Source organism: Nocardiopsis nanhaiensis (assembly GCF_054778635.1).
The window spans coordinates 52,727-73,443 of record NZ_BAAGZJ010000029.1; the positions used below are offsets into that span (position 1 = coordinate 52,727).

General features: G+C 70.4%; 21 protein-coding genes and 2 pseudogenes. 14 read left to right on the top strand and 9 right to left on the bottom strand.

The window, feature by feature from the left end; translation table 11 throughout:
- Nucleotides 1-16 precede the first annotated feature (16 nt).
- The 7 genes and pseudogenes from ACYVD1_RS15790 to ACYVD1_RS15820 all read left to right on the top strand — a co-directional run bounded on the left by ACYVD1_RS15790 (nt 17) and on the right by ACYVD1_RS15820 (nt 7,032).
- Entirely contained in the window at nt 17-988 is a 972-nt protein-coding gene (locus tag ACYVD1_RS15790) for a tripartite tricarboxylate transporter substrate binding protein (protein ID WP_460772793.1), read from the top strand.
- Nucleotides 989-1,100: 112 nt separating this feature from the next.
- On the top strand, nt 1,101-1,499 hold the full coding sequence (locus ACYVD1_RS15795; protein WP_460772795.1) for a tripartite tricarboxylate transporter TctB family protein: 399 nt from the start codon (nt 1,101-1,103) through the stop codon (nt 1,497-1,499).
- On the top strand, nt 1,496-3,004 hold the full coding sequence (locus ACYVD1_RS15800; RefSeq protein WP_460772797.1) for a tripartite tricarboxylate transporter permease: 1,509 nt from the start codon (nt 1,496-1,498) through the stop codon (nt 3,002-3,004). Before ACYVD1_RS15795 ends, ACYVD1_RS15800 begins: the two co-directional genes overlap by 4 nt.
- A 51-nt stretch (nt 3,005-3,055) precedes the next feature.
- Nucleotides 3,056-3,925: a dihydrodipicolinate synthase family protein gene (locus ACYVD1_RS15805; RefSeq protein WP_460772799.1), complete on the top strand. Its 870-nt coding sequence runs from the start codon at nt 3,056-3,058 to the stop codon at nt 3,923-3,925.
- A gap of 43 nt (nt 3,926-3,968) precedes the next feature.
- Nucleotides 3,969-5,672 (top strand): dihydroxyacetone kinase family protein, encoded by a 1,704-nt coding sequence (locus ACYVD1_RS15810; protein WP_460772802.1) that lies wholly within the window; start codon nt 3,969-3,971, stop codon nt 5,670-5,672.
- A gap of 283 nt (nt 5,673-5,955) precedes the next feature.
- Nucleotides 5,956-6,564: pseudogene (locus ACYVD1_RS15815) on the top strand (SAM-dependent methyltransferase); the annotation flags it as partial.
- An 81-nt stretch (nt 6,565-6,645) separates the two neighbouring features.
- Complete coding sequence (locus ACYVD1_RS15820; RefSeq protein ID WP_460772805.1) at nt 6,646-7,032, top strand: hypothetical protein; 387 nt, start codon at nt 6,646-6,648, stop codon at nt 7,030-7,032.
- 38 nt (nt 7,033-7,070) lie between these two features.
- Here the strand turns inward: ACYVD1_RS15820 and ACYVD1_RS15825 are convergent, their stop codons facing one another.
- On the bottom strand, nt 7,071-7,511 hold the full coding sequence (locus ACYVD1_RS15825; protein WP_460772809.1) for a MerR family transcriptional regulator: 441 nt from the start codon (nt 7,509-7,511) through the stop codon (nt 7,071-7,073).
- Between ACYVD1_RS15825 and ACYVD1_RS15830 the strand changes: the two genes are divergently transcribed.
- Nucleotides 7,510-8,451 carry an NAD(P)-dependent oxidoreductase gene (locus ACYVD1_RS15830; protein WP_460772811.1) on the top strand — a complete coding sequence of 314 codons (942 nt, stop codon included), beginning with the start codon at nt 7,510-7,512 and terminating at the stop codon, nt 8,449-8,451. The genes ACYVD1_RS15825 and ACYVD1_RS15830 overlap by 2 nt on opposite strands.
- 52 nt (nt 8,452-8,503) lie before the next feature.
- Nucleotides 8,504-8,833, top strand: coding sequence for a hypothetical protein (locus ACYVD1_RS15835; RefSeq protein WP_460772814.1), 330 nt, complete (start codon nt 8,504-8,506; stop codon nt 8,831-8,833).
- A 194-nt stretch (nt 8,834-9,027) separates the two neighbouring features.
- Here ACYVD1_RS15835 and ACYVD1_RS15840 read toward each other — a convergent pair whose 3' ends face one another.
- Nucleotides 9,028-9,804: a TetR/AcrR family transcriptional regulator gene (locus tag ACYVD1_RS15840; RefSeq protein WP_460772816.1), complete on the bottom strand. Its 777-nt coding sequence runs from the start codon at nt 9,802-9,804 to the stop codon at nt 9,028-9,030.
- A 104-nt stretch (nt 9,805-9,908) separates the two neighbouring features.
- Here ACYVD1_RS15840 and ACYVD1_RS15845 point away from each other — a divergent pair, with 104 nt between their 5' ends.
- From ACYVD1_RS15845 to ACYVD1_RS15860, 4 genes are all read left to right on the top strand, one after another.
- A complete protein-coding gene (locus ACYVD1_RS15845) occupies nt 9,909-10,733 on the top strand; it encodes an SDR family oxidoreductase (RefSeq protein ID WP_460772818.1) in 825 nt (274 codons plus the stop codon).
- Between the two features lie 281 nt (nt 10,734-11,014).
- A complete protein-coding gene (locus tag ACYVD1_RS15850) occupies nt 11,015-12,007 on the top strand; it encodes an ATP-binding cassette domain-containing protein (protein WP_460772821.1) in 993 nt (330 codons plus the stop codon).
- Nucleotides 12,004-12,819, top strand: a complete 816-nt coding sequence (locus tag ACYVD1_RS15855; RefSeq protein WP_460772824.1) for an ABC transporter permease — start codon at nt 12,004-12,006, stop codon at nt 12,817-12,819. The genes ACYVD1_RS15850 and ACYVD1_RS15855 overlap by 4 nt, the downstream gene beginning before the upstream one ends.
- Before the next feature lie 35 nt (nt 12,820-12,854).
- Nucleotides 12,855-13,469 (top strand): NADPH-dependent FMN reductase, encoded by a 615-nt coding sequence (locus ACYVD1_RS15860; protein ID WP_460772827.1) that lies wholly within the window; start codon nt 12,855-12,857, stop codon nt 13,467-13,469.
- An 89-nt stretch (nt 13,470-13,558) separates the two neighbouring features.
- Here the strand turns inward: ACYVD1_RS15860 and ACYVD1_RS15865 are convergent, their stop codons facing one another.
- The 3 genes from ACYVD1_RS15865 to ACYVD1_RS15875 all read right to left on the bottom strand — a co-directional run bounded on the left by ACYVD1_RS15865 (nt 13,559) and on the right by ACYVD1_RS15875 (nt 16,461).
- On the bottom strand, nt 13,559-14,521 hold the full coding sequence (locus tag ACYVD1_RS15865) for an alpha/beta fold hydrolase (RefSeq protein WP_460772830.1): 963 nt from the start codon (nt 14,519-14,521) through the stop codon (nt 13,559-13,561).
- A gap of 120 nt (nt 14,522-14,641) precedes the next feature.
- Nucleotides 14,642-15,451, bottom strand: a complete 810-nt coding sequence (locus tag ACYVD1_RS15870) for an ABC transporter permease (RefSeq protein WP_460772834.1) — start codon at nt 15,449-15,451, stop codon at nt 14,642-14,644.
- Nucleotides 15,448-16,461 carry an ATP-binding cassette domain-containing protein gene (locus ACYVD1_RS15875; RefSeq protein WP_460772836.1) on the bottom strand — a complete coding sequence of 338 codons (1,014 nt, stop codon included), beginning with the start codon at nt 16,459-16,461 and terminating at the stop codon, nt 15,448-15,450. Before ACYVD1_RS15875 ends, ACYVD1_RS15870 begins: the two co-directional genes overlap by 4 nt.
- A 113-nt stretch (nt 16,462-16,574) precedes the next feature.
- On the opposite strand from ACYVD1_RS15875, the gene ACYVD1_RS15880 reads away from it, so the two are divergent.
- The gene (locus ACYVD1_RS15880) at nt 16,575-17,672 is read left to right on the top strand and encodes a TetR/AcrR family transcriptional regulator (protein ID WP_460772839.1); all 1,098 of its coding nucleotides are present in this window, start codon (nt 16,575-16,577) and stop codon (nt 17,670-17,672) included.
- Nucleotides 17,673-17,700: 28 nt separating this feature from the next.
- On the opposite strand, the gene ACYVD1_RS15885 is transcribed toward ACYVD1_RS15880, so the two are convergent.
- The 4 genes and pseudogenes from ACYVD1_RS15885 to ACYVD1_RS15900 all read right to left on the bottom strand — a co-directional run.
- Nucleotides 17,701-18,453, bottom strand: coding sequence for a hypothetical protein (locus ACYVD1_RS15885; RefSeq protein ID WP_460772841.1), 753 nt, complete (start codon nt 18,451-18,453; stop codon nt 17,701-17,703).
- 40 nt (nt 18,454-18,493) lie between these two features.
- The gene (locus tag ACYVD1_RS15890; RefSeq protein WP_460772865.1) at nt 18,494-19,732 is read right to left on the bottom strand and encodes a vWA domain-containing protein; all 1,239 of its coding nucleotides are present in this window, start codon (nt 19,730-19,732) and stop codon (nt 18,494-18,496) included.
- The gene (locus ACYVD1_RS15895; protein ID WP_460772869.1) at nt 19,729-20,163 is read right to left on the bottom strand and encodes a hypothetical protein; all 435 of its coding nucleotides are present in this window, start codon (nt 20,161-20,163) and stop codon (nt 19,729-19,731) included. Before ACYVD1_RS15895 ends, ACYVD1_RS15890 begins: the two co-directional genes overlap by 4 nt.
- Before the next feature lie 67 nt (nt 20,164-20,230).
- Nucleotides 20,231-20,599, bottom strand: a pseudogene (locus tag ACYVD1_RS15900) (ATP-binding protein); the annotation flags it as partial.
- Between the last annotated feature and the right edge of the window lie 118 nt (nt 20,600-20,717).

Genomic DNA, 20,717 nt, shown 5'->3' on the forward strand with positions numbered 1-20,717 from the left:
AACACCGGAGAGCACCATGCGTTCCAGTACCTTCCGCCTGACGGCGTCCGCACTGGCGATCACCGCCCTGACCGCGGGGTGCGCCGACCGGGGCGGCGTCAACGAGGACGCGGGGGAGTACCCCAGCGAGGACCTCACCCTGGTCGTGCCCTACGAGGCCGGAGGCGCCTCGGACCTGGCGGCCCGCACCCTCGCCTCCGAGATGGAGGAGGTCCTCGGACAGGGCATCGTCGTCGAGAACCGCAGCGGCGGAGCCGGTTCCGTGGGCCTGGAGGACCTGGCCGGACGCTCCGCGGACGGCTACAGCATCGGATATCTGCCGGTGGAGACCGTCATGCTCGATCACCAGGGCTACGAGGTGGACCCCGCGGACTACGACCTCGTCGGACAGATGGTCTCGGTCCCCGCTACTATCGCCGTGCCAGAGGACAGCCCCCACGAGACCCTCGACGACCTGGTCGAGGCCGCCCAGGCCGATCCGGGCTCCGTCTCGGTCTCCAACTCGGGGGCCGGGTCCATCTGGGAGGCGGCCACCACCGAACTCGGGCAGGTCGCCGACGCCGAGTTCCAGCCGGTGCCCTTCGACGGCGGATCCCCCGCTGTCACGGCCGCCGTCGGCGGCCAGGTGGATGCGGTGATCGCGGGCCTGTCCGAGACCGCGCCCGCTCACGCTGACGACCAGATCCGGGTCCTCGCGGTCTTCGACTCCGAGCCGTCGGAGGCCCTGCCTGGGGTGGAGACCGCCGCCGAGCAGGACCTGGACGTCGTGATCGGTGGCTGGGGAGGTATCGGAGCTCCGGCCGGCGTGCCCGAGGAGGTGCTCCAGCAGCTGGAGGAGGCCTTCGACCAGGCTGCCGACTCGGAGGAGTTCGTCTCCGTCATCACCGACTCCGGGGACATCCCGGTCAACGTGCCCTCGGGCGAGTTCGCCGAGTTCGTCGACCAGGAGTACGCCCGCTTCGGCGACCTGATCACGGAACAGGACTGAGTGCTGTGCCCACCCGAGCTGTTGACCAGGCAACGCCGCCGGAGGCACAGGACGGGCGCCCCGCCGCAGGCTCCGCGACCTCGCCCCCGCCGGGGCCGGCGCGTTGCTCGCCGTGTCCGTGTTCGCTTTGGCCGCGCAGATCCCCGAGGGCGCGCAGCTCACGCAGTTCAGCCCCCGCTGGTGGCCCGAACTGTTGTCGGTCGTCCTGCTGGCCCTGAGCGCCTGCCTCGCCGTGCAAGCCTTTCGGAGGCCTTCCAACGCCGCCGCGGACACCGCACCCGAACCCGCCACGCGTGAGGGCACCCGGCGCCTGGTCCTGATGCTCGCGGCCGTCGCGGGATACGGGGTGCTCTGGTACTTCATCGACTTCCGGGTCTCGACCACGGTCCTGTTCATCGCTCTGACCTGGTTCGGCGGCGGCCGCGGCTGGAAGGCGCTGATCCTCTTCCCCGTCCTGGCGACAGGGGTCCTCTACCTGCTGTTCGGCGTCCTCCTGAGAGTGCCACTATGAGTCCGATCATCGAGGGGTTCAGCGCGCTGCTGGATCCCACCGTCATCCTGTGCATCGCCGTTGGCGCCCTCCTGGGCATGCTCGTCGGTGCCTTCCCCGGTGTAACAGCGACCATGGCCGTCGCCTTGGCCAGCGGCTTCACCCTTTCGCTCGACCCGTTGCCCGGCCTGGCCGTATTGCTCACCATCTACGTCGCGGCCAACTTCGGCGACCGTGTTCCGGCGATCCTCATCAACACACCGGGAACGCCGGCCTCCATCGCCACGACCTTCGACGGCTACGCCATGTCGCGCCAGGGGAAGGCCGGTCTGGCCCTGACTTCGTCAGCCTTCGCCTCCGCATGGGGAACGCTCGTCGGTGTCATCCTGCTCATGATCGCAGCGGTCCCGCTGTCACAGCTGGCCTTGAACTTCGGTCCGGCCGAGATGTTCGCCCTGGTCGTCTTCGGCCTGACGATGATGGTCGGGGTGTCCGGAGGGCGGATCGTGAAGGGGCTCATGGCGGGCGTGCTCGGCCTGCTCCTGGCGGCTCTGGGCCGCGATCCGATCACGGGTACGCCCCGGTTCACGTTCGGCGCGACCGAGCTCTCCGACGGCATCCCCTTCATCGCCGCGATCATCGGTCTGTTCGGCATCGCTGAGGTGATGAACCAGATCCTGGTGCACCGGCGGGGCCGTGCCGCGGAGCCGATCAAGGCGTTCGGCCGCTGGTTCCCCACCCGGGGTGACTGGCGCACCATGTTCAAACCGCTCGCGGTCGGCGGCGGTGTAGGCGGCGTCGTCGGCGTCGTCCCCGCAACTGGCGGTGACATCGCGGGCATCCTCGGTTGGGACCAGGCGCGCCGGGCCTCCAAACGGCCGGAGGAGTTCGGCAAGGGCTCCCTGGAGGGACTCACCGCGGCCGACACCTCGTCCAACGCGACCCTGGGCGGATCCGTCACCACGACCCTGGCCCTGGGCTTGCCCGGCGACTCGGTCATGGCCGTCATGATCGGCTCCATGGTGGTCTGGGGCATCCAGCCCGGGCCCTCCCTGTTCGCCAACCAGCCCGACCTGGTCTACAGCATCGCCGGCATCATGCTGATCGCGACCGTCGTCGCCCTGGTGATCAGCCTGCTGCGTATGCGCGGGGTGGCCAAGCTCCTGGAACTGCCGCAGCACTTCCTCTGGGCGGTCATCCTCGTCTTCTGCATGGTCGGTACCTACGCGGTGAACAACAGCGTGTTCGACGTGGGGATCATGCTCGCCTTCGGGCTGGTCGGCCTGTTCCTCAAACGCTTCGGCATCCCGCCCGGCCCGGTCGTCCTCGGCCTGATCTTGGGGAACCTGGCCGAAGGCAACCTGCGCAGGGCCTTGGAGATCGACGGTACGCAGACGATTCTGACCAGCCCCATCGCAGTGCTCCTGCTGGCGGTGAGCGTGCTCGCGCTCGCCATTCCGCCGCTCCGCTCCGCCTGGCGCACGCGCCGGGCACGCCGGGACGAGGCCGCCACCGTCTCGGCCTGACCCCTGTACCGCCCCCCGCGCCAATCACGATTCCCCTGAGGAGAACCACGCATGCCCGTGCACGCACAAGTGATCACCGCCCTTCCCACCCCGTTCACCAGGGAGGAAGGACTGGATCCCCAAGGCGCCTCCGAGCTCTTCACCGCGGTACGCGACCGGGGGGTCGACGGCGTGTTCGTCGCCGGGACCACGGGGGAGTTCACCGCCCTCGACGACGACGAACGCTTGAGCCTCATCCGGATCGCGCTTGACGTCTTCGGACCGGACCGCGTCTACGCCCACGTGGGGGCGGCCGCGCCCCGCCAGGCCGCGCAACTGGCCCGCGCCGCCGTGGACGCAGGGGCCAGCCGGTTGGCCGCGATCACCCCCCACTTCCTACCCGCCCCCGAGGATGCCCTAGTGCGCTACTACGAGCGCCTGGTGGCCGCGGCCGGTGACGCTGAGGTCCACGCCTATCTGTTCCGGGCACGCTCCACCACGGAAGCCCGGCCCCAGGTCCTGAGCCGTCTAGCCGACGCGGGTGTCCGCGGCGTGAAGATCAGTGGTGAGACCGATGCTTCGGTCTCGAGCTACCTGGCGGCCGCCCCCGACGGCTTCTCGGTTCTGTCCGGCAATGACATCGCTTTCGAGGAATTCGTCCGCTCCGGCGGAAAGGGAGTGGTTTCCGGGGTCTCCTCGGTGTTCCCCTCACCCTTCGTGGCCTTGCGCGATGCCCTCAACAAGGGGGACGACGAGGGCGTCCGCGCGGCCCAACCGCTGATCGAGCGAGCGGTATCGGCCGTCAAAGCGGGCAGCATCCCGCACCTGAAGGCGGGACTGGCTGTCCAAGGTCTGTTCGCCGGACCCGCGCGCGTGTGCGGGGACGCCGTGTCCGAGGCCGACCTGTCGGTCCTCCGGGAGACGGCAGAAGCACTGGCCTGACCACCGGCGGACGGAGGGCGCGAGAACGGGAGGTAGGCGCACCGTGGCACAGAAGAAGATCATCAACCGGCCCGAGGACTTCGTCGACGAGGTGACTGAGGGGTTGCTGCTGGCTCACCCGGACCGCTTGAGAGCGGCCACCGTGGACCGGCGGGCTCTGGTCCGTGCCGACGCTCCGCTGGACGGGCGCGTGGGTATCGTCACCGGAGGGGGTTCAGGGCACCTGCCGCTGTTCCTCGGCTACGTTGGCCAAGGGCTGGCCACAGGGGTGGCGGTGGGCAACGTGTTCTCGTCGCCCTCCGCCGAACAGATCGCTGCGGCCACGCGCGCCAGTCACGGGGGCGCTGGCGTGCTCTACCTCTACGGCAACTATGGCGGCGACGTCTACAACTTCGACCTGGCAGCCGACGTCGTGGCGGCGGAGGGGGTCGAGACGGCGACGGTACTGGGCACCGACGACGTGATGTCGGCACCCAGAGGAAAGCAGGAGACCCGGCGGGGTGTGGCGGGGCTCTTCTTCGCCTACAAGACCGCCGGTGCCGCGGCCGAGCGCGGCGACGACCTGGAGTCGGTCCGCGCGGCGGCGCAGCGGACCGTGGACGCCACCCGCACTATGGGAGTGGGATTGTCCCCGACGATCCTCCCCGCGGCGGGCGAGCCCACCTTCACCCTGGACGAGGGCGAGATGGAGGTCGGGATCGGCATCCACGGAGAGCCCGGGAGCCACCGGGGCGCCTTGGAGACCGCGGATGAGATTACCGACCGCTTCCTCACCGAGATCCTGGCCGAGCTCGACCCCGGGGCCGGGGACCGAGTCGCCGTAATGGTGAACGGACTGGGCGCGACGCCTCTGGAGGAGCTGTACCTGATCTACCGGCGTGTCCACCGGGTACTGAGTGAGCGCGGGGTCATCGTCCACCGGCACTACGTGGGGGAGTTCGCCACGAGCCTGGAGATGGCGGGCGCCTCGGTTTCCCTCCTGTCGCTCGACGGCGAGCTGGCCGGGCTCCTCGACGCGCCCGCCGCGTCCCCGTTCTTCGCCCAGGGAACCACGGCCGCGCCGACCGCGCGTGCACCCCGAGCCGCTGCTGGCGGACCGGAGGGCGGGGCGGCCCCGCGCGTGCGCCGCACCGATCGGGTGAGCGAGCTGAGGCGAGTGCTCGCGGACACCCTGGATCGGATGCCCGCACACGCCGGGGAACTGCGGGACCTGGATTCGAGGCTCGGGGACGGGGACCTGGGGGTCACGGTCTCCTCCGGAGCGCTGGCGGCCCGGCAGGTGCTGCTCGAACTGCCAGAGGATGCCCACGATGCGGATGTCCTGCGCGCTGCCGCCACAGCCTTCGCAGCGGCCAACCCGTCGACGTTCGCCGCACTGACCGGTGCCGGGGTGCTTGCCGCCGCAGCGGAAGCGGAAGGGTTGGACACGGTCTCAGCCGCGGACGCCGCACGTTTGACCGGTGCCGTTTCTCGCAGGGTGCGGGAGCGGGGCGGTGCCAGTCCCGGCGACAAGACGTTCGTGGACGGACTGGTGCTGGTCGAAGGCGCCCTTGCCGGTGTGCGGGGCCCCGGCGAGGCCGTACACGCGGCTGTCCTCGCCGCTGAGCGGGCGGTCGCCGAGACGAGTGCGTTGACCTCGGCGAAGGGGCGCGCTGCCTGGGTCGGTGATCGCGGCGCCGGTGAGCGGGACCCTGGTTCCGTAGCTCTGCTCCGGTTCTTGGAAGCATGGCGCGACAGTCTCGCCTGAGGTCTTTCAGAACGGTACCGGCACGTTGACGGTTCCCTCCGGCCGGGGCCGCCGCCTGTACCGAGTGCTGCGCATCCGCGCGAGAACGGGGCCTCGTATACCCTCGCCGCGAGTAGATCCCCGCTGAGGGCGGGCTTTCCTGGTGCGGGAGCTCCGGGAAACCCGCTCGGCGGCGGGGACCCCCTGCGTATCGAGGTAGAGGTATGACTGACGACCCGTCCCCGTCCGCTCCCGTCGAGCCCGGCACCCCGCGGCAGATCGACACCACCCGGACCCACTCGGCATCGTGAACCACCTGGCGGGCGAGGCGGGCATCCGCCAGTTCCTCGACATCGGTACCGGGATGCCCACCGCCAACAACACCCATGGGGTCGCCCAAGCGGTGGCACCGGAGTGCCGCGTGGTCTACGTGGACAACGACCCCTCGTACTCGTGCACGCGCGCATTCCTGGTCGGCGCGCCGGAGGGCGTCACCGACTACATCGACGCAGACCTGCGCGACCCCGGCATCGTCCTGCGGCGGGCCGCCGCGCCCCTGGACCTCGACCGTCCCGTCGGGCTGATGCTCATGGGCGTCCTGGGCCACATCCCCGACGAGGAGGTACTGCCGATCGTGCGCCGCCCCCTAGCCGCCCTTCCGCCCGGCAGCTACCTGGCCAGTTACGACGGCACCAACACGAGCGAGGCTTACAACCGGGCCGTCGAGGAGGGCAACAAGCACGGCGAGGTCCCCTACCTCCTGCGCAGCCCCGAGGAGTTCGCCGCCCGGTTCGAGGGGCTGGAGCTGCTGGAGCCCGGTGTGGTCCCCTGCCCCGAGTGGCGGCCCTACCCCGTCGAGGCCGGTACCCGCCGCGGCATGGACCAGTACGGCGGGGTGGCGCACAAGCCCTGACGCCCAGCACGTCCGCACCCGGCCAGGTCCGGGGTGGCGCTGTCCCGACTGATCAGCGGGGGGTCGTGGTATGGATCAGACATGGCTGAACACACCCCGGCCACCCCAGGCCAGCCCGCCGAACATCCCGCCAGCGGCATCACCGGTGGCCAGACCGGTGATGCCGTCGCAGCCGAGGTCCATGCCCAGCTGGAACACCGGCTCATCGGATACGAGGCGGCGGCCCGGAAGTCCGAGGCCGACGCCCGCAAGGCCGAGGCGGAGTTCCGGCAGGCCAAGGAGATGCGCAAGGCGTGGAGCAGTACAAACTCGACCATCGGTGCCGCCGTGTTCTTCTCGCTGCTGTTCGGAGCCCCGAGCAGCCTCTCGGCGCTGGGTTCCGGCGGGGTGGCGGCCTTCGCGGTCGTGTGGATCGCGCTGGCGGCGATCAACACCGCGGTCGTGCTGGGGCTGACCCGCCGGATCTGACCCGCCGCCCGTCCGGAGCGCGGAACATCCTCGCAGCGTCAGGTCGTACCGCTCGGTTGGGAAACCGCCGACTGCCCTGCCTCGATGATGGCCTCGAGTGAAGAGCGGGCCGACTGCAGTTCGTCGATCCGGCCGGTGATGCGGTCCCGCTCCTTCACCAGTTCGGTGACGAGCTCACCGCACACCGGAGCGACCACCTGACCGTCGTCCGTGGAGCAGGGCAGGACCTCCCGGGCCATCTCGGAGTTGAGGCCCGCTGCCAGCAGGACCCGGATGCGGCGCACCAGGTCCACGTCTGCCTCCGAGTAGGCCCGGTAACCGTTGGCCTGACGGCAGGGCCGGAGCAGCCCCTGTTCCTCGTAGTAGCGCAGAGCACGGGTGCTCACCCCTGCACGCCGCGCCAGTTCGCCGATCCTCACCGCGCCTCCCGCTACCGACTTGACCTTCACGCTGGCGTCAAAGTCTACGTTCGGTGCCATGACAGCAAACACAGCACACGAACACGACGCCGGGACCACGACGACGCCTGACCGTGCCCCCGTGACAGTGATCGGTCTCGGCCCCATGGGCCGGGCCCTCGCGGAGTCCCTGCTCCGGTCCGGGCACCCGACCACCGTCTGGAACCGCACGGCCGGTAAGGCCGACCAGCTCGTCGGCAAAGGGGCCCACCTGGCGGGCTCCGCTGCCGAAGCGCTGGCGGCCAACGGTGTCGCGGTCCTCTGCCTGATCGACGGCGCGGCGGTCGAAAGCGTCCTCGACCGGGCCGCACGCGAGACCGACCTGTCCGGTCTGGTAGTCGTCAACCTCACCGCCGACACCCCGGAACTGACCAGGGAACTCGACGCGCGCCTCGCCGAACGGGGGATCACGCTGCTGGACGGGGCGATCATGACGGGCGCTGAAACCATCGGAACCCGGGCCACCCGCGTCCTGTACTCGGGTCCGCGGGAAACCTACGAAGCCCACCGGGACCTGCTCTCCGCCTTCGGCGGCACGGCGCACTACCTCGGTTCGGAGGTCTCCGCCGCGGCCACCTACGACGTCGCCCTGCTCAGCCAGTTCTGGACCTCGATCGGCGGTGTCGCGCACGCCCTCGCCTATGCACGGGCACAGGGCCTGGACGTGAACCTGGTGGCCCCGCACGCCGCGGCGATGTCGCGACTCGCGGCCGACGTTCTGCCCGAGCTGGCCTCCGACCTCGTCGAGGGGAGTTTTTCGGGGGCCGAAAGCTCCTCCCTCGATTCGGTCTCGGCCAGCCTGGGCCACCTGCGTGCGGCGATGACGGCGGCGGGTGTGCCAGAAGGGGGCCTCGAAGCCACCCACGCCGTCGTGGAGCGGGCCCGCGACGCCGGTTACGGGGGTGACTCCCCGAGCAGGCTCGCCGACGTGCTCGACCCACACGCGGCCGACGGTTCCTGACAGGGGAGAGGCGGCGGTGTGCCCGGCAGCGGGGGCGGGCACATCCCGGGGCATGGCGGACGCTGAGCGTACCGGGGACGGCCGCTACATCGTGGTCAGGGGACGGCGTTGGCGGGCCAGCGATCCGTCCCTGCCCGATCGGGTACGTGAGAGCTTGGTCGGCCACCTGATGTCGGCCCGCCGGGATGTGGCGGCGGCGCTGCGCGCGGAGGACCCCGATGCCGAACGGCGGGCCAGGGGGCGGGTGCAGTGCGCCAAGGAGGGGCTGGGGGAGCGGGGTACCCCCTGGTGGGAGTTGGCCGCGGACGAGCGGCGCCTTCGCTGGGAGGAGGCGTTGCGCCGTTTGGAAGCGCGCAACGGTGACGGCGGGACCGGGTCCTGATCCTTGGAGCACAGCGGCGGGCACGGAACCACCGATCGTGAAGTTGTCAACGCTTCGTGATCGTCAGTAGTCCCGTGCCCCCTCTCGCCAAGGCTCATCGAACCCACGTGGGACCCGTGCTCAGCGCCGCTCCCACACCGACCGGAGTTCGACCCCGCCCACCCGCGGGGTTGCCGTCGCCGCCGGGTCCCGGGCTACTCGGGCTGGTCACCGCTACCCGATGCCTTCCCCTCGATATACCGCTCAAGACCGTCCAGGAGGCGTTCGAGTCCGAAGTCGAAGGTCTGGTGCCAGCTCACGCCCCAGGCTTGGTCGTCGGGCAGCGCGGCCACGGCCGGATATTCGCCGGTCGCCACGGCCGCCTCCAAGAAGGGAACCAGATAGTCCTGGTACTGCTGATCGCTGATCCCCGAGTCCCTTGAGGCGTCCTGGCTGAACACATAGCTCCGAGCCAGGCCGGTGACATAACCGTCGACGACGTTGCCGATCATGACACGATCGACGCCGTCGAGGTCAAGGCCGTCGAGCGCGGCGAGGGAGGCGTCGAAGTCCGCGACCATGTTCGGGCCGAGGACCGGGCGTGACCAGTTCACCTGGAGCAGCCAGGGGTGGGCGAGGTAGCGTCGCCAACTCTGCCGTGCATGGGCTTCGGTGAGCTCGCGCCACGTGCCGCCTGAAGCGTGGGCGAGTTCCTCGGTGGGAGCATGCACGCGGTCGAGCATCAAGTTGAGCAGTTCGGTCTTGCTCGGAACATAGCGGTACAGCGACATGGCACCCGAGCCGAGTTCGTCGGCCACGCGGCGCATACCTAGAGCATCAATGCCCTCGTTGTCGGCGACAGAGATAGCCGCATCCACGATCCCCTCGAGGGTGAAGGTCGGCTTGGGTCCCGGTTTCGATCGCTCACCCACCCTCCACAGCAGTCTGAGACTGCGCCCGAGACGGTCGACGGCCTTGTCGCCGGTTGTCATCCAGAACTCCTCCTCGTCGACGGCCTTGCATCTGCTTACGCCGTACCCTAACATTGAGTACAACGTACCCGATTCTGGCGAAGTGCCGAGTAGGAGGGCTTGAGATGACCATTCTGGTGACCGGGGCGACGGGCACGGTCGGACGATGGGTGGTGGACCACCTCATCGCAGCCGGCCACGAAGTCCGCGCAATGAGCCGCAACCCGGCAGCAGCCGCCCTTCCCGACGGGGTGGAGGTGGTCGCAGGAACGATGACCGACACCGACAGCCTGGCCGCGGCCATGGAGGGCGCGACGGCAGCCCACCTCATCGCCTTCGGGGACGGCTACGCCCCACTGGACAATGGCGAGCAGATCGCCAAGACACTCCAGCAAGCCGGGGTCGAGCGGTGCACCGTCCTGTTCAACTGGGACGACACCACGTTGCAGCCGGCGCTCGAGGCGGCCCGTTTTCCCTGGACCCACCTCGCGCCCGGAGAGTTCATGTCCAACAAGATTGAGGACTGGGGCGAGGCGATCCGCCACGACGGTGTCGTTCGCGAGGTCGGCGTCAGTCCCAGCCCGCTGATCCACCCCTCGGACATCGGCGCGGTCGCGGCACACGCCCTCACCGAGCCAGGACACACCGGGCACGAGTACGCCCTTACCGGACCCGAAGCACTCACACCGGCCGACCAGGTCCAGATCATCGCCGAGGCCATCGGGCGCGATCTACGGTTCGAGCAGCTGACCCCCGAGGAAGGCGCGGCCTTCTGGCTCACCCAGGGGCTGACCGAGGACATGATCGAGTTCAAGCTGTTTCTGGCAGACGACGCCAACCTCCCGCCCGACGCCAGAGACGTGTGGCCCACGGTCTCTAGGGTCACCGGGCGGCCAGCGCTGCGGTTCGAGCAGTGGGCCCGAGAGAACGCCTCCTCTTTCCTTGACTGACCGGTTCCGCGACTGACCGGCGCCACGCAGGAATCAACCCTTCCGAGTTCCACTCGAAGCAACGCGACACAGGACATCCCTTCGCTTGCGTCGCCCGAGCGGGCGGCAGCCCTGCTCTGAAGGCGCGACGCACCGACCACCCACCAGCGGCCGAACGGCACTCCCTCGACAACGCCATTGGCGAGGCGGCGCCCCACTCATTCCTTTATTTGCGTACAAAATACGCTATTTTTGGGTACAAAGTACCCAATTAAGTGGCGCTACGAAGAGCGGAGAAGACCATGACGACAGTCCAGCCAGCGGTCGAGGCGTCCGGGTTGGTGAAAACGTTCGGCGCCAATCGGGCGGTGGACGGCCTCGACCTGTACGTCCCGGCAGGCCAGGTCTACGGCATCCTTGGCCCTAACGGTGCTGGCAAGACGACCGCAATCCGCATGCTGACGAGCTTGCTGCGACCGAGCTCCGGGACGGCCACCGTGTTCGGACACGACATTGTCCGGGAGGCGGCGGAAGTCCGGCGCCTCGTCAGCATGACGGGCCAGTTCGCCTCGGTCGACGAAGACCTCACCGGATACGAGAACCTCGTCTTCCTCTCACGCCTGTGGGGATTCACCAGGGCCGACTCGGCCGGGCGGGCACGAGAGCTCTTGGCCGCCTTCGACCTCGTGCAGGCTGGCCAACGGCTGGTCAAAACCTACTCGGGCGGCATGCGGCGTCGCCTGGATATCGCTGCGAGTATCGTCGCCACCCCGCAACTGCTGTTCCTCGACGAGCCCACGACCGGACTCGATCCACGCAGCCGCAACCACGTCTGGGACATCGTGAGGACCGTGGTCGGGGTCGGCACCACCGTGCTGCTCACCACCCAGTACCTCGAGGAGGCAGACCAGCTGGCTGACCGCATCGCGGTCATCGACCACGGTCGCACCATCGCCGAGGGCACGAGCAGTGAGCTCAAAGCTTCGGTGGGCGAGGGCACTCTGCAGCTACGCCTCGCTCAGGCCGCCGATCGCCACGCAGCCGAACAGATCCTCGGCAATCTGCTGAAGGTTCCGGTGAGTCGCGATCCGGACCACGCCGTACTGACGGCTCCCGTGGCGAGCACGGACCAACTCGCGTCCGCCCTGGCCGAACTGTCATACGCCGACATCCCTGTCGCTTCGGTCTCGTTGGGCCAACCCAGTCTGGACGAGGTCTTCCTCTCGCTCACCGGACAGCCGACATCATCCGACGAACACCGGACGACCGCGGAAGCCAAGGAGCTCCACCCATGACCGCCACCAACCAACAACTCCGTTCATCACTCGCCACGGGAGCTCCGCCGTCACCGGCGAACAGGGTGACCACATCCGGTGCCTTCTGGTGGCGCGCGATGCTGAAGATCAAGCACGTTCCCGAGCAGCTGTTCGACGTCACCGCGTTCCCCATCGTGTGGTTGCTGATGTTCACCTACCTGTTCGGGGGAGCGGTCGTCGGCTCGACCGACGCCTACCTGCAAGAAGTCCTTCCGGGCGTGCTCGTCATGACCGTGGTGTTCATCACCATGTACACCGGCCTCAGCCTCAACCGCGACATCCAGAAAGGCATCCACGACCGATTCCGGACGTTGCCGATCTGGCAGCCTTCCACACTGATCGGCCCTCTGATCGCCGACGTCGTCCGGTACATCGTGGCTTCCACCGTCATGATCACCCTCGGGCTGTTTCTCGGGTTCCGTCCCGAAGCAGGATTCGGAGGCACCGTGGCGGCGGTCGGACTGCTCCTCGTATTCGCCTTCAGCCTGTCGTGGGTCTGGACGTCCCTCGGGCTCGTCATGCGCTCCGAGACCGCACTGACGAACGTCAGCATGCTGATCCTGTTCCCCGCGACCTTCATCAGCAACGTCTTCGTTCCACCCGAGACCCTCCCGGACTGGCTCGAAGGCTTCGTCGCCATCAACCCGATCAGCCACCTGGCAACAGCCGCGAGGGGCCTGATGCACGGGACCGATGCCTCCGCTGAGATCGCCGCCGTGCTCGGCGTGTCCGCTGCCCTGGTCGCGATCTTCGGACCCCTGACCATGGTCCTCTACCGCCGACTCAAGTAATCCATCCGCTCACATCACCACTTACGGAGAACCGCATGACTCGCGTCGCCATCATCTCGGCCAGCACACGCCCCAACCGCAGCGGACCGCTGGTGTCGGAATGGACCCTGCGCACAGCCAAGATGGTCGGCCCGGCCCACGCCGAGTTCGAACTCGTCGACCTGGCCGACTACGACCTCCCGCTCCTCGACGAGCCCCTGCCGGCCGCCTACGGCCACTACACCCACGAACACACCCGCAGCTGGGCAGAGACGATCGGCGCCTTCGACGGATTCGTGTTCGTCACACCCGAGTACAACGCCGGCGTTCCGGCAGCGTTGAAGAACGCCATCGACTATCTGGCCGCCGAGTGGGGTCACAAGGCCGCGGGCTACGTCGGCTACGGGACCAACGGTGGAACGCGCGCGATCGAGCAGCTTCGCCAGAACACCGCCGATCTGCAACTCGTCGGCGTGAGCACGCGCGTGCTCCTGTCGATCTTCACCGACTTCGACCACAGCCAGACCGACCCCGAGGACCCCACGGCCCTCGCCGAATTCCGCCCCGCCGAGCGGCACGTCAGCGACCTCGAATCGCTACTCCACGAGGTCGTCGCCTGGACAGAGGCGCTCGCGCCCATCCGGCGCCTGGCCGCTGGCGCCCATGCCTGACGACAACCGGGAGGAGTCCGGCCGGACGCGCGGCCGGACTCCTTTCACGTCAGTATCCGCCCCGCCGATCGACCAGCACGGGCCCCGTCTCACAGCGTCCCGAGGAAGTCCAGCAGGGCCGCGTTGACCTCTTCCGGGCGCTCCTGCTGGGTCCAGTGGCCGCAGCCGGGCAGGGTGATGTCGGCGTGCAGCTTGGGGACGATCGCCGGCAGCACCTTCCGCAGCTCGGGCACGCCCTTGAGCGAGACGACCATGTCCTTGTCACCCACCACGTACAGGGCCGGAACCTCGATGCGCAGCCCGTTGAACGCGGCCATCAACCCCTGGTTGCGCTCGATGTTGCGGTACCAGTTGAGCGGACCGGTGAAGGCGTCCGGTGCCGAGAAGTCCTCGGCGAAGACCGCCAGGTCCTCTTCGGTGAGCCACGCGGGAAGATCGGCCGGTTCGGGCAGCGATTCCACGAGCCCCGTGCCCTCGGGGACGATCCACGGACTCGGTTCGTCCGAGGGTCCGTCGCCCGAAGCCCCTACCAGCAGGCGCCGGATGGTCGAGGCCGGGTCCGCCGACAGTTCGGCGTCGGCCTTGCCGGGCTCCTGGAAGTAGACCTGGTAGTAGCGGTCCCCGTAGATGGCCCGGGACGAGGTGATGGACGGCATCCCCGTCGGCGGCAGCGGCGGCACGCTCAGCCCCGCCACGGCGCGGACCAGGTCGGGGCGGAGAAGCGCCGTGGTCCAGGCGACCGGGGCACCCCAGTCGTGCCCGACCAGCACCGCCTCCTCCGCGCCCAGCGCGCCGATCAGCGCGGTGACGTCGCCGACCAGGTGGGGGAGTGAGTACTCCTCGACGCTGGCAGCCCGGTCGCTGCGCGCATAGCCGCGCTGGTCGGGCGCGACCACCCGGTACCCGGCATCGGCGAGGGCGTCGAACTGGTGCCGCCACGAGTACCAGCTCTCAGGGAAGCCGTGCAGCAGCAGGACCAGCGGTCCCTCACCCTGTTCGGCGACGTGCAGGCGGAGGCCGTTCACCTCGACGCGGTGGTGCTTGATGCTCAACCCGACTCCTCTCGTGTCCTACCGAGCCCCGCTCGGGACCGGACCGGCGGAGTCAGCGTAGGGGAGGCGGTCCGGCGAGAACAGGGCGAGGGGCGGATGGCGCGGGAGAAGAAGGCCCGGTCAGCGTTCGCGGTTGAAGGCCCACACCGCCAAGGGTGCGAAGACCGCGACCAGCCCCGCGGACCAGGCCAGGGTCAGGGTGGCCGCGTCACCCATCGGGGCGCCGGTGAGCAGGGCCCGGGCGGCGTCCATGGCGTGGGTGACCGGGTTGATCCCGGCCCAGGTCTGCAGCCAGCCGGGCAGCGTGTCGATCGGCGCCGCCATGCTGGTGCCCAGCAGCAGCGGGAGGATCGAGATGAACGTGATCGCCATGACCCCGCTCTCGTCGCGCAGGAGAACGCCCACGAACACCATGACCCAGCTCAAGCCGAAGCCGAAAGCGATGGCCAGGGCTGAGGCGGCCACCGCGGAGGCGGCGTCGGTCTCCACCCGGAACCCCATGAGGGAACCGATCGCGAACAGGATCAGGACCGTGATCGCGTACCGGGCCAGGTCTGCGAGGACCGAGCCGAGCAGCGGGGCGGAGCGGCCGATCGGCAGGCTCCGGAACCGGTCGTAGACGCCCTTCTTCATGTCGGTGTTGATGGTCAGCCCCGAGGAGAGCATCCCGGCGATGCCCGCTCCCATGACCAGTACCCCGGGGAACAGGTACTGCAGGTAGGCGTCGGTGGAGCCGGCCACCGAACCGCCGAACAGGTATACGAAGAGGACCATGAATATGGCCGGAGTCATCACACCGTTGACCAGCGAACCCGGATTGCGCAGGGATTTGGCCAGGCTGCGCCGGGCGAGGACCAGGCTGTGCCGCGCCAGGGGCGCGGGGCGGCGGGCGGGGGCCGGTTCGTGGGCGATGCGGATTGGGGCGCTCATGCGGTGGGCTCCTTCGCGGTGTCTTCGGTGCCGCCGGTGTCGTCGGCGCCGTCGGAGTTCCGGGGTTCGGCGTCCTTCCGGGCGGTGCCGGTGAGCGCGAAGAACACCTCGTCGAGGCCGGGCAGGTGGAGTGAGAACTCGGTGACGGAGATCCCCTGTCCGCGCAGGTGAGCAGCCATGTCCCAGGCCACGGTGTCGCCCGCGACCGGTACGGACAGGGCCTGTCGTCCGGTGCGTTCGGGAGCCCGGCCCGCGACCCGCTCCATGACGGCGGCGGCCTCCTCGATCCGGGTCTCGTCGGCGGGCCGCAGCGATACGGCCTGCCCGCCCACCACGCGCTTGAGCTCGGCGGGTGTGCCGTCGGCGATGACCCGGCCGTGGTCGATCACCGCGATGTCGTCGGCCAGGGCGTCGGCCTCCTCCAGGTACTGGGTGGTGAGCAGGACGGTCGTGCCCTCGGCGGTGAGTTCGCGGATCATCCGCCACAGGTCCTCGCGCTTGCCGGGGTCGAGGCCGACCGAGGGTTCGTCGAGGAAGACCACGCGGGGCCGCCCCACCAGGCTGGCGGCCAGGTCCAGGCGGCGGCGCATCCCGCCGGAGTAGGTGGCGACGGGTCGGGCCGCGGCGTCGGCCAGTTCGAAGCGGTCCAGGAGCTCGCGGGCCCGGGCGGTGGCCTCGGGCCGGCGCAGGTCCAGCAGCTGGCCGATGAGGACCAGGTTGGCCCGGCCGGAGAGCTCCTCGTCGACCATCGACTGCTGCCCGGTGAGCCCGATCAGGCGGCGCACCTCCGGGGCCTCGCGCACCGTGTCGAATCCGCCGACGGAAGCGGTGCCCGAGTCGGGGCGGGCGAGGGTGGCGAGGATGCGGACGGCGGTGGTCTTCCCGGCCCCGTTGGGCCCCAGCACACCGAGCACCGAGCCGGGGCGGGCCGCCAGGTCCACCCCGTCCAGGGCAGTGGTCCTGCCGAAGCGTTTGACCAGCCCGTCGGACCGGAACGCGTAGTCAGTCATGGCGCACGCCACCCTCCAAGAATTCAGATGATCATGTCATTTGAATGTTCACAGTATCTGAGTGCTGTTGGTATCTCAACGTAGGATGGAGGGGTACCGCGGCGAGGAGGAAGATGGTTCGGCTCAGCAGGGCACAGCAGCAGGAACGCAACCGGGCGAGGGTGCTCACGGCCGCACGGTCGGAGTTCGCCGAACGCGGCTTCCGCGACGCCAAGATCGACCGCATCGCCGACCGCGCCGAGCTCACCCGGGGCGCCGTGTACTCCAACTTCCCGGGCAAACGCGCCCTGTACCTCGCCGTCCTGGCCGACACCGCCGAACAGGTGCCGCTGGGCGAAGCAGCGGCCGACGCGTCCGCGGCCACCACCCCGACAGGGGCCCTGGGCGCCTTCGCCCGCGCCTGGGTGGCCCGACTGCCGCTCACCGGCACCGACGAGCGGGTCGGCACCGGACTCATGGCCGAGATCGTCGCCGACCCCCGGGCGAGCCGCGTGTTCGCACAGCTCACCTCCCTGCAGGCGGCCCTGGTCGGTCTGGCCCTGGAACACCTCGAAGCGCGGGGGCATCCCGCGCCCCGGACCGACCGCCGCCGGGTCCGGGCGGCCGCGAGCGTGCTCACCAGCCTGCACGGCGCCGGGCAACTGGCCGCCGCGGCTCCGGGCTTCGCCGACCCCTTCACCGTCATCCGCTCCTGCGAGAGGCTCGCCGGTCTGGAACTGGACGACGCCTGGCCACTGCCGCACATCTCCCACATTCCGGACGCCCGAGCTGTGGACCAGCCCTGGTCCGCTCCCGCCGCACTCGACGCCCTGCACGGGGAACGGGTGACGGTGGACGACGGGGTCGTCGTGGCGCTGGGACTGCACCGGTTGGCGGCGGTGGAGGAGGCCCTGCGCGCCGCGGGCGAGGACGTCCCGGTCACCGTCGTCCCCGTGACCGCCGAGCCCGCCGAACTCCTCCCGCTGGTCCGGCTGGTCGTCGCCGAACTGCGCGGCTGCCTGTCCCACTCCTTTCCGGCGCGGGCCTGGGCACGGCCGCGGATCGTCCTCGACCCCGCGGTCGCCGCCGCCATGGGCGTGGCCGATCCGGACGACGACACCGAGACCGCGGTCCGCCTGCTCGGCGGCCGCATCGTCGCCCGTGCCGAGGACCGGGGCGCGGGCCACGCGGTCGCCGCGTTCACCACCGCTTCCAGCCCGGCCCGACGCTGAAACCCGCACCGGCCCCGCACCCGGACACTCATGGGCGGGGTTCCCGCCCGCCCAGTGCTCGCAGCACCGAGGCCTGCTCGACGCCGTGGCCACCCTCCAGAGCGCGGGTGGCCTCCTCCGGCGTGAACCCGGCCACCGCCCAGGCGGCCACGTCCGAGCGCGGGACCCCCGCGTCCCACCAGGTTCGGAGCAACTCCTCGGCGTCCCGACCCGCCTCGGCCAGCCGGGATGCCTCCTTCGGAGTGAAGCCCAGGGACCGGTACAGCACCGCCTGGGTGGCATTGACCCCGGCGCGCGCCCACGTCACCGATTCGTTGCCCCGCCAGCCCGCGTCCAGGTAGGTGCGGGCGAGGGCGGGGCGGACTCCTGCGCGCAGCAGCGCGTGCATCGTCTCGGCCTGGTCGTCGTCCAGGTCCAGGTCGCGGTCCCGGCCACGGCGGAACAGCCTCGCGAACAGGCGCTTGGGGTGCGGACGCTCACCGGCCAGGTGTCGTTCGGCGGCCTCGGCGCGGGCGTAGCCCAACTCGTGCCAGCGCACGGCCTCGTCCGGCGTCATTCCGGCCCGCAACGCGGGTCCTACCGTGTACGGGGTCAGTCCTGCCGCCCGCCAGGTCCTGGCCGGGTCGGGGCGGTAAACACCGCGTTCCCGCCACCGTTCGGCGGCGTCCAGGACGAACCCGGCGTTGATCCACCGCCGCGCGTCGGCCACCGTGAAACCGCGGGCGGTCCACGCGTGCAGGTCCTCCGGCTCGGGTGCGTGGTCGTCGAAGGCGATGCTCATGATGTCCTCCGTGCGTTGATGAGTGGCCTGGGGTATCGAGTCAGTCGGGGCGTTCGGGCAGGTGGACCGGGTGGGACCAGCAGGGAGGTGGCGGGGCCTCACCGCCCACCAGGCCCAGTACCACCGGAACCGGAGGCCTGGCCTCCGGCCACGGCGTCCGGCCGTCGGTGAGCACCACCACCAGGTCGGGCCGGGGCCGCAGCGCCAGCGCGGCCGCGATCCCCGCGCGCAGGTCGGTTCCGCCCCCGCCGAGCAGCCGTACGTCCGAGGCCCGCCGCACCCGTTGTGCCGGGTAGGCGTGCAGGTCGCAGCAGAGCACGCGCAGGCGCCCCCGCGGGAGCAGCCCCGCCGTCTCGGCGACGAAGCCCGACAGGATCGGCCGGGAGACGCTGCCCGAGGTGTCGACGACCAGAACCGTCTCCGGAACCGGTGCCACCATCGACGGCAGGACCACCGCGCCCGACGAGCGGCGTGACGGGCGCGCGTACGAGAAGTCCGCCCTGCCCGCGGTCCGGTGAGAGGCCCGGCGCAGTACCGCACCCAGGCGGGCCCGCCAGTCCTCCGAGGGACCCAGCCGTTCCTCCGCCCACCGGCGCCAACCGCCCGGAACCCCGCTGCGGTCGGCGGCGCGCTCCTGGATCGCGCGGGCCAGAGCGAGTTCGATGAGGTCGCGGTCCAGGGCGTCCAACTCCGGCTCGCCCGCGCCGCTCTCATACGTGCGGTCCAGTCCGTGTACCGCCCCGCCGCAGTCCACCGGGTCGGCCAGCGCGCGGCCGCCTCGGGTGTGCGCCTCCTCCAGCACCTCCAGCGTCGACGCGTACTCCTCGGCCAGGCGCCCTTCGGGCAGCCCTAGTGCATCCGGCGAGACCACACCCTCGGGGGTGGGCAGCCCGTCGGCCTCCAGATCGTCGTTGACCTCAGCGTCGGCCGCTCGGTTCCACCGGCGCACCTCCTCGGGAGCGGCCCCCGCGTCAGGAGCGCGTTCGTGGTGGCGGCGGACCAGGTGCCCCACTCCGTGCAGCAGCCACCACCCGAACACGCCCACCGGTGCGGCCGCCGCGGTACCCGGATCCACGTGTACGCGCCAGGAAGCGTCGGCGGGGAAGGCCCGAAGGCCGGGGTCGGAGACGGGGGCGCCGGTGGCCTCGTCCAGTCGGGGCTCCACCACGACCGGGGTGAGTGCGAACAGTGCCCGAGCCAGGTACGGCGCCCGGTGGGCGGCCCACAACCGGGCCGCGGCGAACCGTTCCAGTGCCGGGGGAGTGTGTTCGGTGCTCATGGCAGCAGCCCCGCGGAGCGCAGTACCGGAGCCAGTTCGGGCAGGGCGGTGGGCGGGACCGCCCCGTCCGGGCGCCGGGCCGCCAAGGTGCGCGCGGTGTCGGCGGCCACGTCGGGCGCGGTGCGCGCCACCCGGGCCACCACCTCCCAGGACCGTTCCCACACGGCGAGCGATCCGTCCGCGGTGACGTGCGCGGACAGCGCGCCGAGCAGGGCGTGCAACCGGTCGACCCGGTCGGGGAGGGGCTGGTCGGGGTCGGCGAGCAGCTTCTCGGGGGAGGGGAGGTCGAGGGTGCGCAACCAGGAGAGCAGTTCGAGCCCGGCGGCCTCGCCCACTGCTCCGACCACCAGAGCTGCGACCACCGGGTGCCGGGCCGAGTTTCTCCCAGTGTTCCCGGGGCCGTCCCCGGCCGCGAGGGCGGTCGCGGCCATCTCCCAGGTGCGCGGACAGCTCCCAGCCGTCGGCAGCCAGCCCCGGCGGGTTGGCGGCCGCCACGATCCGCACGCCGTCGGGCAGGGTGAGGTCGCCCACGGTGCGCTCCAGCACCACTCGCAGCATGGCGGCTTGTACGGCGGGCGGGGCGGTGGTGAGTTCGTCGAGGAAGAGCAGGCCCGATCCGGCCTCGGCGAGCCGTTCGGCCCACCTCGGTGGTGCGAAGTGAGTGCCGCCGCCGTGGACGACCGGGAGGCCGGAGAAGTCGGCGGGTTCGCGGACCGAGCCGACCACCACCTCCACCGGCAGGCCCAGCCGCTGTCCCAGTGCGCGGACGGTGGCGGACTTGCCGGTGCCGGGCGGGCCCCACAGCAGGACGGGTAGGTCGGTACTGACGGCCAGGGCGAGCGCGGATCGGACGGTGCTGTGGTCCATGACGCCTCCAAGGGTCGTGTGCTGGCCCGGGGTCAGGCCCTGATGTCAACTTAGGTTGACCGCCCAAGAAAGTCAACCCTGGTTGACTATGCTGGGGGTGAATCCGAAGCCACCGGTG